Here is a 16,819-nt window from a genome sequence, read left to right as displayed (position 1 = left end):
ATGGGTGGATCGAGCGGCGCGCTCATCTGGAGAGGATCGCGGTCACCCCTTGTCCGCCCGCGGCGCAGATGGAGATGAGGCCGCGGCCCGAGCCGCGTTCGGCGAGCAGCTTCGCCAGGGTGGCCACGATCCGGCCGCCGGTCGCGGCGAACGGGTGGCCGGCGGCGAGGGAGGAGCCGTTGACGTTGAGCCGGGCGCGGTCGATGGCGCCGAGCGGCTCGTCGAGGCCGAGGCGCTCCTTGCAGAACGTCGGGTCCTCCCACGCCTTCAGGGTGGCGAGGACCTGCGAGGCGAACGCCTCGTGGATCTCGTAGAAGTCGAAGTCCTGCAGCGCCAGCCCGGCCCGGGCGAGCATCCGCGGCACCGCGTACGCCGGGGCCATGAGCAGGCCGTCGCCGCCGTGGACGAAGTCGACCGCCGCCGTCTCCGCCGTGTCGAAGTACGCCAGGACGGGCAGGTTGCGCTCGGCCGCCCAGGACTCGCTCGCCAGCAGTACCACCGCGGCGCCGTCGGTCAAGGGCGAGGAGTTGCCGGCGGTCATGGTCGAGCCCGCCCCGCGCCCGAAGACGGGTTTCAGGGCGGCGAGGCGCTCCGGCGACGTGTCGGGCCGCAGGTTCTGGTCGCGCTGGAGGCCGAGGTACGGCGTGACCAGGTCGTCGAAGAAGCCGCGCTCGTACGCCGCGGCGAGCTGCCGGTGCGAGGCGAGCGCCAGCTCGTCCTGCGACTCGCGGGTCACGCCGAACTCCAGGGCGGTCAGCGCCGCGGAGTCGCCCATCGACAGCCCGGTGCGGGGCTCCGAGTTGCGCGGGATGTCGGGTTTGAGCTGGGTCGGGCGGAGCTTGCTCACGGCGCGGAGCCGGGCGCCGAGCGACCGGGCCCGGTTGAGCTCCATGAACACCCGCCGCATGTCCTCGTTGACGCCGAGCGGCGCGTCGGAGGTGGTGTCGACGCCGCCGGCGATGCCTGCCTCGATCTGCCCGAGGGCGATCTTGTTGGCGACGAGGATCACGGCCTCGAGACCGGTTCCGCAGGCCTGCTGGACGTCGTACGCAGGAGTCCGTGGGTCGAGACGGGACCCGAGCACGGATTCACGCGTCAGGTTGAAATCGCGGCTGTGTTTGAGCACCGCACCGGCCGCGACCTCGCCGAGTCGCTCCCCTGCCAGCCGAAATCGCGCCAGCAGGCCATCTATAGCGGCAGTCAGCATGTCCTGGTTTGATGCAGTGGCGTAGGCACTGCCCGAGCGCGCGAAGGGGATGCGATTACCGCCGACGATCGCCACTCGTTCCGGGGCCATCGGAGTCTCCTTCAGTGCGACAGGGCGGCCTGGCGCTACCCTACTCGTGAGTAGGTTAGCGCGTTTGTTGTGACTGGGGAGGCACTGCAATGACCGATCGCTACGCCAACTTCGCCCACTCGGGCGCCGGGAAGTTCTTCGTCAGACGACTCGGCCTGCCCGATCCGCCGAAGCTGCGCCGGCACGATCCGGATGAACCGCTCATCAACGGACAAGTGATCGTCAACGGCGCCGGCCGCGTGGCCGAGCCGATGCGCAAGCTGCTGGAGAAGCTCGGCGCGCCGCTGGAGGGGCCCACCGCCGCCCTCGTGTTCGACGCGACTGCCATCGTCGACACCGACGGCCTGCGCGCCCTGTACGACTTCTTCCACCCGACGATCCGCACCCTGCGCTCCAGCGGCCGGATCGTCGTGCTGGGCAGCCCGCCCGAGCTGTGCGCTTCCGCCCGTGAGGCCACCGCCCAGCGGGCCCTGGAGGGCTTCGTGCGCTCCGTCGGCAAGGAGATCGGCCGGGGCGGCACTGCACAGCTGGTCTACGTCGCGCCCGGCGCCGAGGAGGCGATCGAGTCGACCATGCGGTTCCTGCTGTCAGGGCGCTCGGCGTACGTGTCCGGGCAGGTCGTGCGGATCGGCCCGGCCGCCGTCGACGTCCCCGAGGACTGGGACCAGCCCCTCGTCGGCAAGACCGCGATCGTCACCGGCGCCGCCCGGGGCATCGGCGCCGCCATCGCCGAGGTGCTCACCCGCGACGGCGCGCACGTGGTCTGCCTCGACGTGCCCGCCGCCGGCGAGGACCTGACCCGCGTCGCCAACGAGCTCAAGGGCACCGCCCTGCAGCTGGACCTGACCGCCGACGACGCGCCGCGCCGCCTCGCGGACTTCATCGCCACCCGGCACGTGCACGCCGACATCTTCGTCCACAACGCGGGCATCACCCGGGACAAGACCCTCGGCCGGATGGACGCCGCCCAGTGGCAGTCGGTCCTCGACGTCAACCTCTGCAGCCAGGAACGGATCAACGACGTGCTGCTCGCCGAGAACCTGCTCGGCGGCAACGGCCGCATCGTCGCGGTCTCCTCCGTCTCCGGCATCGCCGGCAACCGCGGGCAGACCAACTACGCCACGTCCAAGGCGGGCGTCATCGGCCTCGTCCAGGCGCACGCGCCGGCGCTCGCCGCGGCCGGCCTGACCCTCAACGCGGTCGCGCCCGGGTTCATCGAGACGAAGATGACCGCCGCGATGCCCATGCTCATCCGCGAGGCGGGCCGCCGCATGAACAGCATGTCGCAGGGCGGCCTGCCGGTCGACGTCGCCGAGACGGTCGCGTGGCTGGCCCACCCGGCGTCCGGCGGGGTCACCGGCAACGTCGTGCGGGTCTGCGGGCAGAGCCTCCTGGGCGCCTGACGTGGACCGGATGCCGAGCCTCGGTCCCCTGTACCGCGCCGCGGCGCTGCGGCGCGGGGTGGCCGCCGACCCCGCGCTGCCGTCGCGCGAGCTCACCGTCGAAGGGGTGGGCGTCGACCTGTCGCACCTGGCCGGCTACAACCGGGTCTGCGGCTTCCGCCTGCGCGACGAACTGCCCGCCACCTATCCGCACGTCGTGGCGTTCCCCCTGGCCATGGCGCTCATGACGGCGCCGGACTTCCCGTTTCCGCTGCTCGGACTGATCCACGTGGCCAACCGCGTCGAGGTCCTCGGCCCGCTGCGGTCCTCCGCTTCCTTTTCGTTCGGTGTACGAGCCGAGGCGCTGCGACCGCACGACCGAGGCACGCAGCTCGACATCGTCACCACCGCGACGGTCGACGGAACGCTCGTGTGGCGGGACACCTCCACCTACCTGCGGCGCACGGCCGCCGCGGCCGGCGGTTCGCCCTCCGGTTCGCCCTCCGGTTCGCCCTCCGGTTCGCCCTCCGGTTCGCCCTCCGGTTCGCCCTCCGGTTCGCCCTCCGGTTCGCCCTCCGGTTCGCCCTCCGGTGAGGCTCCTGCGCCGAACGCCGTGTGGCGGGTGCCGCGGCGGGTCGGCACCGACTACGCGGCGGTGTCCGGCGACCGCAACCCGATCCACACGTCGCGCCTGCTGGCGAAGGTGTTCGGCTTCCCGCGCACGATCGCGCACGGCATGTGGACGAAGGCCCGCTGCCTCGCCGCGCTGGAGGGCCGGCTGCCCGACACGTACACCGCCGACGTGGCCTTCAAACTGCCGATCCTGCTGCCGGCCACCGTCGGCTTCAGCGCCGTCGCGCAGGGTGATGGGTGGGATTTCGGGGTGCATGATGAGCGTTCCGGCAGACCGCATCTGACCGGGCTCGTCAGGTAACCTGCTCAGCGCCAAAGCCAAATTTCGGGGGGCCAAGACCGTGCAGACGCCGACCGAAGCCGCTGACCCCGACGTGACGGACACCGTCCCGGAGCCGGTGGCCGCGCACCGCGGCCCGCTGCGCCGCGTGCTGACGTCCGGCTGGCTGCCGGTCGGGCTGCTGTGGGTCGCGACCACCGCCGCGCTGTGGTTCTTCGAGGTCCCGCCCACCACGACGATCGTGTTCACGCTGTATCTGGCGCTGGGCATCGCGCTGCCGGGCACCCTGTGGTGGCGCTTCCTCAGCCGCAGCGGCGGGTTCTTCGTCGCCGACGTCGCCGCCGGGCTCGCGCTCGGCTACATCGGTGAGGTCTTCGTCTACATCGGCGCCCGGCTGCTCGGGCTGCCGCTGCTGGTGCTCGCCTGGCCACTCGGCACGGTCGCGGCGTTCCTGCTGGTGCCGTCGCTGCGCCGGTATTGGCGCACCGCCGCCGGCGCGCCCGTGCCGCCGCTGCTGTGGCGCTGGGGCCTGACGCTGATCGCCGGCATGACGATGCTGTGGAGCTTCAAGTTCTACCGGCTGTATGGGTTGCGCTACCCGTACAACTCGACACCCGACACCGACTCGACCTTCCACCTCGCACTGGTCGGCGAGGCGAAGCACCACATGCCGATGATGGTCCCGTGGATCACCGACGAGCCGCTCTGGTATCACTGGTTCGTCTATCCCGAGATGGCCGCGTCCAGCTGGGTGACCGGGATCGAGCCGCAGGTCCTGCTGCTGCGCCTGTCGATGCTGCCGATGCTGATGGGCTTCGCCGTCCTCGTCGCCGTGCTGGCCCGAAAGGTCACCGGCGGCTGGTGGAGCGGCGTCGCGGCGAGCGTGCTGACCCTGTTCGTGCTGTCGCCCAACCCCTACCAGTGGGTCACCTGGGAGTTCTACACCAACCTCGCCTTCAGCACCCTGGAGGACGGCTCGTCGCTGCGGCTCACGGTATGGACCGGGCCGACGCAGACGTTCGGCGCGCTGCTGATGCTGCCGCTGATGATCGTGCTCGTCGACCGCCTCCGGGAGTGGCGCGACACCCGCGGCTGGGTGTTCTTCGCGATCCTGCTCGCCGGCGTGATGGGTGCCAAGGCCACCTACCTGCCCCTGCTGTTCTGCGGCCTGCTGCTGGTCCTCGGCGCCGAGCTGCTCCTGCACCGCACGCTGCACCGCGGCGCCCTGATCGGCCTCGGCATCACGTTCGGCGCCCTGGTCTTCTCGCAGATCGTGCTCTTCGGCGGCACCAGCCAGGGCACGGAGCTCAAGCCGTTCTTCACGCTCGTCACCGGCGCGCTCGGCACCAGCACCGGCTACGCCGCTGGCGAGGTCACCAGCCGGATGGCGGTCCTCGCCGTCCTGCTGTTCTTCTGCTGGGTGTGCATCTGGGCCGGCCTCGCCGGGCTGCTGCGCCGCCGCCTGCCGGAGCCCGCGGTCATCGCCATGATCGGCATCGGGGTGGCCGGTGCCGGCGCCACGATCCTGACCGGCCAGTCCGGTGACAGCCAGCGGTTCTTCGTCGAGGCCGCCCGGCCCTACCTGTCGGTGGCGGCGGTCGTCGGGCTGTATTCGCTGCTCCCCGTCGGCCGGCTGGCCGCCCGCCGGGCGTGGGCCCTTGCCGGCTTCGTCGTGCTCGGCATGGCCGTCACCCAGGCCATCCAGATCACCGGCCGCGGCGACGTGCCCAACATCGGCAACACCGGCTCCTATGCGGCGTTGACCCGCGACATCGTGCTGCCCTATGCGGCGCTCGCCGTCGTCGCGGCGCTGATCGCCGCCGGGCTGCTGCTGGCCCGGCGCCGCGTGCCGGCGCTCCGGGGCATGGTCGTCGCCCTGGTCGTCGCGCTGCTCGCCGGGTATGGGCTCAACACCAGCTTCCAGAACTACTACAAGATCCTGTGGGACTCGACACACGTCGGCTGGAAGAACGTGGTCAAGGGCGAGGTCATCGTCTCCGACGGGGTCCTTCCGGCCGGCCGCTGGCTGCGCGACCACTCCGACCCCGACGACCTCGTCGCCACCAACGCGCACTGCCAGCGATGGAACAAGGACTGCACGGATCTTCACTTCTCGATGACCGCCTACAGCGAGCGGCGCATGCTGGTGGAGGGCTGGGGCTTCACCACGACCGCGCACGTCGAGGCGGCGAGGCTCAAGACCTGGGTCGGTTACGTGCCCTACTGGCGCCCCGAGATCCTCGCCGACAATGACGCAGTGTTCACGAACCCGTCACCCCAAACGGTAGGTCTGCTGCGGGACCGCTACGGGGTACGCTGGCTGTTCGTTGACGAGAGCCAGAACAATGTTTCGCCACAGTTGTCGGCCTTCGCTACCGAACGTTATCGGTCGGGGGTCGCTGTGGTGTATGAACTGCCGTCGGCATGACCACACACCGTTAGGTAGGCTCCAGCAGTGACCCCCACGAACCAACTCGCAGTTCCATTCAACAGGGCCTATCTGACCGGTGACGAGACCGGCTACATGCAGCAGGCGATGACGAGTGGACCGCTCACTGGGGACGGGCCCTTCACCAAGCGCGCGAGCGCGCTGCTCACGGAGATCCTGGGCGCGAAGCATTCGCTGCTGACCACCTCCTGCACGCACGCGCTGGACATGACCGCGCTGCTGCTGGACCTCGAGCCCGGCGACGAGGTCATCGTGCCGTCGTTCACGTTCTGCTCGACCGCCAACGCCTACGCGCTGCGCGGCGCCGTGCCGGTCTTCGTCGACTGCCGCCCCGACACGCTCAACCTCGACGAGCGTCAGGTCGAGGCCGCCGTCACGTCCCGCACCAAGGCGATCGTCGTCGTGCACTACGCCGGCGTCGCGGTCGAGATGGACGCGATCGAGGCGATCGCCCGCAAGCACGGCCTCGTCGTCATCGAGGACAACGCACACGGCATCGGCGGCACCTACCGCGGTCGCAAGCTCGGCTCCATCGGCGCGATGGCCACCCAGAGCTTCCACGAGACGAAGAACGTCCAGTGCGGCGAGGGCGGCGCCCTCATCTTCAACGACGACACGTACTACGAGCGGGCAGAGATCATCCGCGAGAAGGGCACCAACCGGGGCCAGTTCTTCCGCGGCATGGTCGACAAGTACCGCTGGATCGACATCGGCTCGTCCTACCTGCCCTCGGACCTGCTCGCCGCGTTCCTCACCGCGCAGCTGGAGCACTTCACCGACATCCAGCGCCGCCGCAAGCACATCTGGGACAGCTACCACCAGCGCCTGGCCACCTGGGCCGTCGAGCACGGGGTCACCCAGCCCACGGTCCCCGACGACCGCGAGCAGCCCGCGCACCTCTACTACCTGCTCCTGCCCGACCTCGAGAGCCGCCAGGGCATGCTCAAGCACCTCCTTGGCCACGGCGTCCTGGGCACGTTCCACTACCAGCCGCTGCATGTCGCCCCGGCCGGCGTGAAGTTCGGCCGCACCGGCCCCGACGGCTGCCCCGTCACCGAGGACGTCGCCGACCGCCTGCTGCGCCTGCCGCTCTACGGCGCCATGACCGACGCCGACATCGACCTCGTCATCACCGCCGTCGAGTCGTTCCAGCCCCGCGGATGACCGCCGTCCCGTCCTCGGCGACCGACGCGGCGAGCGACGCGGCGGCTGGCTCGCCGCCGCGGTCGTGGCTGGTCCGCACGGCCATCGCGCTCTACAACGACCGCCGCGTGCGGTATCTGGGGGTCGGCGGCGTCTCCGCCGTCTCGTATTACGGCTTCTACACCGCGCTGTATCTGCTGACCCCCGACGACTTCTACGGCCGGGTCCTCATGCTGACCGCGGACCAGATGCACTACCTGGTCCCCACGATCATCGCGAACTTCCTCTGCGGCGTGGTCACCTATCCGCTGCAGCGGCACTTCGTCTTCCAGTCGAAGGGCCCGGTCCTGTCGGGCTTCTTCAAGTTCTACCTGATCTGCCTGTGGGCCTTGCTGTTCACGTGGGCCGGCCTGCCCCTGCTGGTCGAGGTCTTCAACGTCCCGGTCCTCACCGCCCAGGCGATCCTGATCGTGGTCGCCCCGCTGATCAACTACCAGCTCAGCAAGCTCTGGGCCTTCCGCCGCTGACCGCCAGCCGGGCCTTCAACTGCCACAAACCGCCCAAACCGTGCGGTCATTCGGTCCGCGCCTACGCCCGTCATGATCGAAGGACGGGGATGGCCGCCCGGACGACCAGGGCCGTCCTTCGATCATGCGAGTGCGGACCTGGCTTGGCATCACCGCACGCGGCACGGACGGTGATCGCGCCGCCGGAGGCTGCGCGGACCCGGACGGGAGGTGACCAGCGAATCAGCTGGGCACGCGAGGCGTCCGGACGTGTTCGCGGATCACGTACGTCGGCCGCCCCATGCCATGAGCGTGGACCCGCCCGAGATACTCCCCCAGCACGCCGATCCCGATCAGCTGCGCCGACGAGAACACCGTCACCAGCGACGCCACCGTCGTGAAGCCCGCCACCGTCGTGTCGCCGCTGAAGTACAGCCAGATCAGCCGGATCGTCAGCACCAGACCGCAGACGCCGATCAGAAACCCGAGGTACGTGACGAGCCGGAGCGGCTTCGTCGAGTACCCGAGGATCATGTTGACGGCGTGCTTCATCAGGGAGCGGAACGTGAAGCCCGACCGCCCCTCGCTGCGCTGGTCCATGCGCACCGTCGTGGAGCCCACGCGGGTCGTGGTCCAGGACAGGACGATGTCCACCGACACGTGCGGCCCGCTGACCTGGTCGAAACCGGCCCGCAGGAACGTGCGGAAGATGCGCAGCGCGCCGAGGACGTCCGCGTTGGGGATGCCCATCGTGCGGCCCATGACGAGGGTCTTCGCACCCCATGAGGTGAGGTTGCGGAAGACGCCGTGCTCCTCCTGCTCGGACACCGCGTAGACGACGTCGAGGTCGTCGGTGAGGGCGTCGACGAGCTTCGGCAGCTCCTCCGGCGGGTGCTGGAGGTCGTCGTCCATGGTGATGATGCGGTCGAACGAGGCGGCGCGGATGCCGGCGATCAGGGCGTTGTGCTGCCCGTAGTTGCGGGCCATGCGGATCGCCTGGACGTGTTCGTACTTGCCGGCGAGCTGGCTGGCCACGTCCCAGGTGTTGTCGGTGCTGTCGACGACCAGGATCACCTCGTGGTCCGGGGTGATGCCGGGCAGGACACCGTTGAGCCGCTCCACCAGCGTCGGAAGGATACGCGCGGAGCGGTAGCACGGAACGACGACGGACAATGACACGTTGTGGAGCTCCTCACAAAAACGTGTACGGAGGAGAGTACTCCGTCTTCCGGTCAGGCCTGGGTCGCTTCCGGTCAGGCCTGAATCGTGATGATGCGCGTGAACTCGTGGAGCAGGTTGAAACCGTCCCAGGTCCCCGCGAACGTCAACGCCTGACCGAACGGCACGATCCGGTCGATGCCGCGGCCGGCGAGGGTGGTGACGAAGTCGTCGAGGTCGGACATGGTGAAGCCGTACTGGCTGAGCGTCTGGTCCTTGCGCTGGATCGCTGGGGCGAGCTCGGCGAGCGAGCCGACCGTGACGTGGCAGATGGTGCCGGCGCCGAGCCAGTGCCGCTGCAGGTCGTCGAGGCCGGCGAGCGACACGTTGGCCACGGCGTTGCCACTGAAGGCGACCTTGGTCGCGGCGCCGGTCGCGGCGAGGCCGTAGGTGGCGACGTACTTCTCGACGGCCATCGCCGGGTCGACGCCCCAGCCGCGCTGGGCGACGACCTCGGCCAGGAGCTCGTCGAACTCTGCCCTTGCCGCTGCGATCCCGGTCGAACCGACCCAGAACAGGTCCCGGGGCGAGGAGCAGGCGGCCTGGTCGAACCAGTACAGGTCGTTGGCGAACCCGTCCACCGCCGCCCGCCGCTGCTCGATCGTCGAGGACTGCCAGCCGGTGACCGAGATGGCCGCGAACGAGGAGCGGTCCGGGAACGCGAGGTCACGGGTCAGCGGGCGGATCGGGTGTTTGCGCAGCTCGTTGACGGACTGGTCGCCGCCCCACAGGACGCGCAGGTCGCAGGCGCCGATCAGGGCGCCGGTGATCGCGTCGTCGCGGTCGTAGGTGATCATGCGCTGGGTCTGCGCGATCGCCGGGTGGGCGTCGGCGAGGACGTCGTTGAGCGCTTCGAGGACGGTCTGCGCGGCGCCGGCGGCGCGGGCCGAGACCCGCACGATGTTGTGGTTGCCGGCGAGGGCGGACAGGGCCCAGGAGTAGACGAAGATCGTGTCGACGTTCGCCGGCGGGAAGTGCAGGACGAGGCCGCGCGGGGCGCGGCGCTGACCGGCGACGCCGTCGGCGAGGCGCTCCACGGCGCGGGCCAGCTCGCCCTTGCGCAGGAAGAAGCCGAGCGAGCCGAGCTCGGGGTGGCGGCGGGCGAGGTCGGGCTTGAGCAGCCGCCGCGAGAACGCGATCAGGAAGTTGCGGACCCGTTCGTCGCCGACGGTGAGCCGGCCGCCGGCAGGCTCGTCGGTGATCTCGGCGAGGAGCCGCTCCGGGGAGATATCGGAAATAACCGGAAAAACGCTTTTCATGATGCACCCACAAACGTGTCGCTGCAGCCCCGGGCCTCGGCGCGGGGGAGCCGGCCCAGGATGGAGAAGCGCTTGCCCGGCCAGGCGCCGTCGTCGATGCCGTTGATGACGCCCATGTCCTCGGTGAGCAGGACGTGGCCCGGGTACGACTCCGGCAGCGTGCTGATCACCTCGACGAGCCCCGGCCTGCCCGGCGGCAGCGGCTCCCATGTCTCCGGGTCGCGGATGACGACGTCGGCGAAGTCGGGGCAGTACAGCGAGTTGCCGTCGGGGCCTTCGAGGTACACGACGCCGATCTGCTCGACCATGCCGTAGAAGTTGTGGATGCGGGTCAGCCCGGTGTCGGCCTGGAACGCGCGGCGGAACTCGGCGTTGTCGACCTGCTGGTCGACCAGCTTCTTCCAGCCGCCGGAGTGGACCAGGATCCCGTTGCTCAGGTCAAGGCCGTTGTCGCGGGCCAGCTCATACAGGTACAGCCACACCATGAACGTGAAGCCGAAGACCAGGAACGGCTTGTCGCCGTGCTTGGCGAGGAACCCGCGGACCGCTTCGAGGTCGGGCTTGCTGTCCTCGTCGAGAGCCCAGACGTGGTCACGGCCAAAGGTGATCATGCCGAGGACGCCGGCGCCGCGGGCACTGAACGAGCGGCGGTTCTTGATGATCGCGGTCGTGTCGACGATGAGCATCGGCAGCCGCTTCGGGCCGAGCACGGCCTGCAGGGTCTGGCCGAGCATCCTGGTCTGCGCGGCCGCGGCCGCCTTGTCCAGGTAGATGCGGCTGACGTCGCCGGTGGTGCCGCTGGAGGTCAGGACCTTGAAGACCTCGTCGTCGGGGATGCTCTTGAGCTGGTGGGTCTTGAACAGCCGGACCGGCAGCCAGGGCAGGTCGCTGATCCGCTCGTAGGCGCGGCCGGTGTCGTGGCCGGTGGCGGCGAGGATGTTGGCGTACGCCTCGCCCCGTGCCCGGTGCTGCTCGGTCAGCTCGATCAGGCGGGGCAGCAGCTGGGCCTCGCGGTCCGGCTGCGGCAGGGTGAACACGCTCATCGTGCGGACTCCAACGCTCGATAGTCGACCTTGCCGTTGCTGAGCAGCGGCAGCGCGGGGATGCCGCGCATCTCGAAGCCCGACCAGTGCAGCTTCAACCGATCGGCGAGCTCCGTCACGCGCGGCGCCAGCTCCTCCGCCGTGGCGCCCTCGACGAAAACGATGATCTTGTCGTCGCCGGCGACCGCGGCGACGGCGCCACCCACCAGTTGCTCGATGTCGTCCAGGTTGAGCCGGACGCCGAACACCTTGCCGAAGCGCTTCAGCCGGCCGTCGATGAAGAGATAGCCCTCCTCGTCGAGATGCCCGAGGTCGCCGGTCTCCAGCAGGCCGCCCTGGTCGTCGCCGCGGGCGAGGTCGGCGGCGGTCTCCGCGTAGCCCATCATCACGTTCGGGCCGCGGTAGAGCACCTCGCCGACGACGCCCGGCGCGGTGGTCTCCGTGCCGTCCTCGAGCCGGACGGTGAGCGTGCCGCCGGGCACCGCGGGCCCGACCGAGCCGAGCTTCTCCGCCAGCCGCCCGGCGGGCAGGGTGGTGAGCCGCGGAGCGGCCTCGGTCTGCCCGTACATGACGAACAGCCGCCCGTCCACGGTCGCCATCCGGTCGTGGAAGTCCTGGACCAGCTCGGCCCGCAACCGGCCGCCGGCCTGCGTCAGCGTGCGCAGGCTCGGATACCGCTTCGGGTCGAACCGCAGGCGGCGCAGCATCTCGTACTGCGAAGGCACCAGCGCCAGCGAGGTCACCGCGTGCTTCGTGATCGCCGGCCAGAACGACCGCGCGACCAGGCCCTCGGACTCCACGACGACGGTGGCGCCGGCCGCGAGGTGCGTGTTGAGCACCGACATGCCGAAGCTGTAGTAGAACGGCAGGCTGCTCACGGCAACGTCGGCGCCGGTGATGCCGAGCGCCTCGATGATCGACGTGGTGTTGGCCAGGATCGCGTCCCGCGACAGCCGGACCAGCTTCGGGTTGCCGGTGGAGCCGGACGTCGCCAGCAGCGTCGCGAGGTCGGGGTGCGGTGCGGTGCCGGACTGGGTGTCCCGCTCCCACAGGTCGTCGCTGCGGCCGGTGTACCCCTTGTGCACGTCCTGTGGCAGCGGCCCGCAGACGGCGGCGGGCTCGAACCGCTCCACGAAGTCGGCGAGCGTCTCCGCGGGCAGGCCCGGGTCGAGCAGGGCCAGCGGGCGTCCCGCCTCGAACGCGCCGATGTAGCGGACGATCGCCTCGACGGTCGTCGGCGTGCGCAGGAACACCACGCCGGGCGTGATCTCGGCGAACCCGGCGACCGCGGCGTGCACCGCCTCGCGCAGCGGCACACCGCTCAGCTCGGCGTCGGTGGCGGCATCGATCAGCCTGGCGTCGGGGTGCAGCAGTGTCACGTCGTCACCTCCGCGGCGCAGTGGTGCCGTCGAGGTGGACGCGGATTTCTCTCAACGTACACCGCCCGAAAAAGCAGCCCGATTTGTCGTGCACGACCCCGTTACGATGCGTCATACCACCAGACCGCCGTCGACTTCGATCACCTGGCCGGTGACGAACCTGGACGCGTCGGAGAGCAGGAACGCGATCACGTCGGCGACGTCCTCCGGCTCGCCGAGGCGGCGCAGGGCGGTCGCCGCGACCCGCTCGGCGCGCCCGGACTCGTCGAGGGACTCGAGCATCTCCGTGGCGATGAACCCCGGCGCGACCGCGTTGACCCGGATGCCGGCGGGGCCGAGCTCCTTCGCCGCGGCGCGGGCGAACCCGGCGACGGCGGCCTTGGTCGCACCGTAGACGACCTGGCCGGCGGCGCCGGTGGTGCCCATGACGGAGGACAGCAGGACGACCGAGGGCGCGTTGCCGCGGCGCAGCAGCTTGACCGCGCCGTTGACGGTGTAGGTGGCGCCGACGGCGTTGACGGCGAACAGCCGCTCGATGGCCGCGTCGCCCATCATGCCGAGCAGGCCGGCCTCGTGGACGCCGGCGTTGACGACCAGGGCGTCGAGGCGGCGGTGGCGCTCGAAGACGAGCCGCAGCATGGCCTTGACGTCGGCGGCGTCGCTGACGTCGCCGTGCACGACCAGCGGCTCGATGTCGAAGTCCGCGGTGATCTCGTCGGCCGTGGTCTTGGCCGATCCCTCCCGCATGCCGTGGAGGACCAGCTGGTAACCCTCGGTAGCGAGCTTGCGCGCGACGGCACGGCCGATCCCCCGTGAGGATCCCGTGACGAGGGCGACCCTGGCGTCAGCCGGAGAACTCAACGTCGTGCTTTCCGAGGATCTCGACGGCCTTGCCGAACGAGCTGAGGTCGATCACCTCGTCGGTATCGATCATCACGTCGAACGTGTCCTCGATCTCTCCGACCAGGGAAAGGTGCGCCAGCGAGTCCCATTTCTCGATGCCCCGGTATTCGAGCTTGTCGACGTCGTAGTCATCCGGCAGCGCCAGCGCGGTGCGGAAGGCGGTGCGGAGACGATCGAGGTTGCTCATCAGTTCAGGGTCCTGTTCGATCGGGAAAGCGGGCCGGCATCCGCGAGCGAGTGTACCGTTGGCCGGTCTTTCAATGAGTCACGGTGGACCCACGGGAGGTTTCCAGGTGCTGCGCGAAGCCGACGAATCGGATGTCGAGACCATCCGCAGCTGGCGCAATCACCCGAAGACCCGCGGTGCCAGTATCTACACCGCGTTCATCACCCCCGAGGGTCACGCACAGTGGTGGGCGAAGGTCCAGTCGGACCCGTCCCGCCGGGTGCTCGTCTTCGCCTACAAGGGCAATGACTGCGGTGTCGTCACGTTCAACGACCACGACGAGGACACCGGCACCGCCGAGTGGGGGTTCTTCCTCGACGTCGACGGGCTGGAGGAGCGCGGCGAGCTGCTGCCCGCGTGGATGGAGCTGGAGAAGGCGGCGGTCGCCTATGCCTTCGACGAGATGAAACTCACGTCTGTCGGCGGTCGCACCCTCGCGTGGAACAAGCAGGTGATCGCCCTGCACCGGCGGTTCGGCTTCGTCGAGGTGCCGCAGCGGCAGTACACGACCGAGATCGACGGCGTCGACCAGCTGGTCGTGTGGACCGAGAAGACCCGCCGTTAGCAGGCAGGCAGCCGGCCCGGGGCCATCCGCTCCTCCGGGTCCAGGGCGAGTTTGAGCCGCACCGTCGCGTCCGGCAGCGCCTGCGGCCCGTAGGTCTCCACGAGCTCGCGCAGGTCGACCGGGGCGCGCAGCAGCGTGCACCCGCCCCCGCCGCGGGCCATCAGGACGGTCCGGGCCGCGGTGAGCATGCCGGCGAGCCGCTCCACAGCGATCGTGCCGGGCAGGGCCACGTGGGCGATGCCCGCGCCGACCGAGCCACGGACCGGCACGGGGATGCCGGCGGCGTCGCGCAGCGCGTACACGACGGCAAACAGTTCACTCGGCTGACCCCAGATCTTCAGCGCCACGTCGTCGGCATCGAACGGGTAGCTGCCCCACCAGTCGGGCGGCGCCTGCTCGACCGCGGCGCCGCCCCCGAGTAAGCGGGCGGCCGCTTCGGCCCTGGCGGTGGCGCCGGCGCGGCTGCCTTCGAACAGCGCGGCGATCTCGGCGGGGCGGCCGGCGCCCCCGGGCAGGTCGGCCTCGATGGCCGCGGCGCCGAGCGACGAGGAGATCAGCGCCTCGGTCAGCTGCTGCACCTCGCGCGGCGTCGAGACGGGGCGCACCACCCACGCCCTGGCCGCGGGCAGCGGCTCCAGCCGGACGGTCGCCTCGGTGATGACGCCCAGGGTGCCGAACGAGCCGCAGATCTGCCGGGCCAGGTCGTGCCCGTCGAGATGGCGCTCCAGGCTGCCCTCGTCCAGCGCCACCCGCACGCCGGTGACCAGGTCACGGGGTGCGCCGAAGCGGTGGCGCAGCGGGCCGGCCTCGTTGGTGGCGAGGACGCCGCCGAGGGTCGCGCCCGGCGAGGCGACGTCGAGCGGGATGCGTTGTCCTTCGCGCATGAGGTACGCCCTCAGCGCGCGCATGGGGGTGCCGGCGGCGACCGTGGCGACGAGCTCGTCGGGGGCATGATCGAGCACGCCCGTCATGCGGCTGAGATCCATGAGGATGTCGACGTGGGTGGGCGGGAGTCCCCAGTCGAGTTTCGTGCCGGCGCCGGACGGCACGATCGACAGCCCCGCGGCGGCCGCGGCGCGCAGCACGCCGGACACCTCCTCGGCGGTGCCGGGCGCCACCACCCAGCTGGCCGGCACCCCGTCCACCCTGTCGGCGGGGCCGGCCTCCCACACGTGCTCAGGCCCGCACGCCTCCGCCAACACTTCGATCACGCTCACCGCAGCCCACGCTTCCCTGCTCACGGTCCAGCACCAGCTGGACCGTCCGACGAGACGACCACACGGGGAAGTGCTCGTCGGCGGGATTCGCGGAAGCCGGGGCAGGCCGGTAACGGCATGATCCAGGCTTTCCCAACGACGCGTTCATGAATGATCGAGCGCAGGAACCATGCACATGGTGCATCAAGCGACATCGAACATGTGTTCGAAAGCGTAGTCGGTCCTTACTTCAGCCGCAACTGCTTCCGCAGGAAGGCCACCCGGTCGGTGCGCGCCGCCTCGAACGCCGCGAGATCATGACCGGTGTCGTAGTCCTTGCGCTCTTTCGGCCCGGCGACGCCGCTCGCCAGCTCCGTGCGCTCCGCCTCCGGCACAACCGCGTCCTGCTTGCCGAACTGCAGCAGCACCGGCTTGCGTCCCGTCACTGCGACATACGGCAATGCATCGAATCGTGACAATGCGTCCAGGTAGCCGTGCCAGTCGGCGGGGACCGGCTGCCGCACCATCCACCTGGAGATCCGGCTGGTGCCGGAAGCGAGGACGCTCGCTGTGATGCGGGAGTCGATGCCGTACAGCACGGCGCCTTGGACTGCGCCCCAGCTGTGCCCGGCGAACCCTGCCCTCGTACCGTCGCAGTCCGAACGGCGGATCAGCAGGTCGAAGCCGCGGCGCAACGCCACCACCGAGTCGGCGACCACCTTGCTGTCCGCGACCGGGTCGCCCGTCGGTTTGAGCGGCAGTTCGGGCACGAACACCAGCGCACCCAGGCGCGCCACCGCCATCGCCTCTTCGAGCAGCGTGTCGCGGTTGCCGTCGCTGCCGTGTGCGTAGACCACCGCGGGCAGCCGCCCGGTGAACTTCTCCGGGCCCACCACGTACGCCGGGATCTCCTCGCGACCCCTGGTGTCGGAGTACGTGATGTCCTCGAGGATCACCCCGTCGCCGGTCCGCTTGTCGGTGAGCTGGGCGTTGAGGGTCGCCTTGGCGTCATAGTTGAACAGCTTCTTGAGCTCGCCGATCGGCACCGCGGCGGGCACGTACACCGAGGGGTCGAACGTGGCGGACGGCTGGACCGCGCCGGAGGAGCCCGGCGCCGCGCCGCCCTTCACGTCTGGTGCATCCGACTCCCCGGCGCACGCTTGGACCAGCATTCCTGCCAGTCCCGCCACCCCGATGTGCAACACCCCGCGACGCCGCACCGCACTCCTCCATGGGCTCGCCCGAACTTCGAGACCATGACGGTACCGGCGCCGCTTTCTCCTACAGGACAGACCGCCGAGTTACCCCCTTGGTTGCTTTTTCCGTGGGGTGTCTTGAGG

At 70.2% G+C, this 16,819-nt stretch carries 15 protein-coding genes; 6 read left to right on the top strand and 9 right to left on the bottom strand.

Features of this window, described 5'->3' with window-relative positions:
* Positions 1-22: 22 nt before the first annotated feature.
* The gene (locus tag OHA72_RS09675) at positions 23-1,297 is read right to left on the bottom strand and encodes an acetyl-CoA C-acetyltransferase (RefSeq protein WP_327007500.1); all 1,275 of its coding nucleotides are present in this window, start codon (positions 1,295-1,297) and stop codon (positions 23-25) included.
* Positions 1,298-1,386: 89 nt separating this feature from the next.
* On the opposite strand from OHA72_RS09675, the gene OHA72_RS09670 reads away from it, so the two are divergent.
* The 5 genes from OHA72_RS09670 to OHA72_RS09650 are packed head-to-tail and all read left to right on the top strand — an operon-like array spanning position 1,387 to position 7,711.
* A complete protein-coding gene (locus OHA72_RS09670) occupies positions 1,387-2,700 on the top strand; it encodes a 3-oxoacyl-ACP reductase (RefSeq protein WP_327007499.1) in 1,314 nt (437 codons plus the stop codon).
* Between the two features lie 10 nt (positions 2,701-2,710).
* On the top strand, positions 2,711-3,613 hold the full coding sequence (locus tag OHA72_RS09665; RefSeq protein WP_327007498.1) for a MaoC/PaaZ C-terminal domain-containing protein: 903 nt from the start codon (positions 2,711-2,713) through the stop codon (positions 3,611-3,613).
* Positions 3,614-3,653: 40 nt separating this feature from the next.
* Entirely contained in the window at positions 3,654-6,020 is a 2,367-nt protein-coding gene (locus tag OHA72_RS09660; RefSeq protein ID WP_327007497.1) for a hypothetical protein, read from the top strand.
* Between the two features lie 27 nt (positions 6,021-6,047).
* On the top strand, positions 6,048-7,205 hold the full coding sequence (gene rffA, locus OHA72_RS09655) for a dTDP-4-amino-4,6-dideoxygalactose transaminase (protein WP_327007496.1): 1,158 nt from the start codon (positions 6,048-6,050) through the stop codon (positions 7,203-7,205).
* Complete coding sequence (locus OHA72_RS09650; protein WP_327007495.1) at positions 7,202-7,711, top strand: GtrA family protein; 510 nt, start codon at positions 7,202-7,204, stop codon at positions 7,709-7,711. The genes rffA and OHA72_RS09650 overlap by 4 nt, the downstream gene beginning before the upstream one ends.
* 222 nt (positions 7,712-7,933) lie before the next feature.
* On the opposite strand, the gene OHA72_RS09645 is transcribed toward OHA72_RS09650, so the two are convergent.
* The 6 genes from OHA72_RS09645 to OHA72_RS09620 all read right to left on the bottom strand — a co-directional run bounded on the left by OHA72_RS09645 (position 7,934) and on the right by OHA72_RS09620 (position 13,679).
* Positions 7,934-8,812 carry a glycosyltransferase family 2 protein gene (locus OHA72_RS09645; protein WP_327007494.1) on the bottom strand — a complete coding sequence of 293 codons (879 nt, stop codon included), beginning with the start codon at positions 8,810-8,812 and terminating at the stop codon, positions 7,934-7,936.
* Between the two features lie 131 nt (positions 8,813-8,943).
* Positions 8,944-10,167, bottom strand: coding sequence for an acyl-CoA reductase (locus tag OHA72_RS09640; RefSeq protein WP_327007493.1), 1,224 nt, complete (start codon positions 10,165-10,167; stop codon positions 8,944-8,946).
* Entirely contained in the window at positions 10,164-11,210 is a 1,047-nt protein-coding gene (locus OHA72_RS09635) for a LuxE/PaaK family acyltransferase (protein ID WP_327007492.1), read from the bottom strand. The genes OHA72_RS09640 and OHA72_RS09635 overlap by 4 nt, the downstream gene beginning before the upstream one ends.
* Complete coding sequence (locus tag OHA72_RS09630; protein ID WP_327007491.1) at positions 11,207-12,589, bottom strand: AMP-binding protein; 1,383 nt, start codon at positions 12,587-12,589, stop codon at positions 11,207-11,209. Before OHA72_RS09630 ends, OHA72_RS09635 begins: the two co-directional genes overlap by 4 nt.
* A gap of 111 nt (positions 12,590-12,700) precedes the next feature.
* Entirely contained in the window at positions 12,701-13,450 is a 750-nt protein-coding gene (locus OHA72_RS09625) for an SDR family NAD(P)-dependent oxidoreductase (RefSeq protein WP_327007490.1), read from the bottom strand.
* Complete coding sequence (locus tag OHA72_RS09620) at positions 13,434-13,679, bottom strand: acyl carrier protein (protein WP_327007489.1); 246 nt, start codon at positions 13,677-13,679, stop codon at positions 13,434-13,436. The genes OHA72_RS09625 and OHA72_RS09620 overlap by 17 nt, the downstream gene beginning before the upstream one ends.
* A 106-nt stretch (positions 13,680-13,785) precedes the next feature.
* On the opposite strand from OHA72_RS09620, the gene OHA72_RS09615 reads away from it, so the two are divergent.
* Complete coding sequence (locus tag OHA72_RS09615) at positions 13,786-14,283, top strand: GNAT family N-acetyltransferase (RefSeq protein WP_327007488.1); 498 nt, start codon at positions 13,786-13,788, stop codon at positions 14,281-14,283.
* Here OHA72_RS09615 and OHA72_RS09610 read toward each other — a convergent pair.
* Together OHA72_RS09610 and OHA72_RS09605 are read right to left on the bottom strand one after the other, a co-directional pair.
* Positions 14,280-15,500 carry an FAD-binding oxidoreductase gene (locus OHA72_RS09610; RefSeq protein ID WP_327007487.1) on the bottom strand — a complete coding sequence of 407 codons (1,221 nt, stop codon included), beginning with the start codon at positions 15,498-15,500 and terminating at the stop codon, positions 14,280-14,282. The two genes, OHA72_RS09615 and OHA72_RS09610, sit on opposite strands and share 4 nt — an antisense overlap.
* Positions 15,501-15,724: 224 nt before the next feature.
* The gene (locus tag OHA72_RS09605; RefSeq protein WP_327007486.1) at positions 15,725-16,609 is read right to left on the bottom strand and encodes an alpha/beta hydrolase family protein; all 885 of its coding nucleotides are present in this window, start codon (positions 16,607-16,609) and stop codon (positions 15,725-15,727) included.
* Positions 16,610-16,819: the final 210 nt, after the last annotated feature.

It is taken from the genome of Dactylosporangium sp. NBC_01737 (assembly GCF_035963215.1).
GTDB lineage: Bacteria > Actinomycetota > Actinomycetes > Mycobacteriales > Micromonosporaceae > Dactylosporangium.
This window is presented reverse-complemented; position numbering and strand designations above follow the sequence as displayed.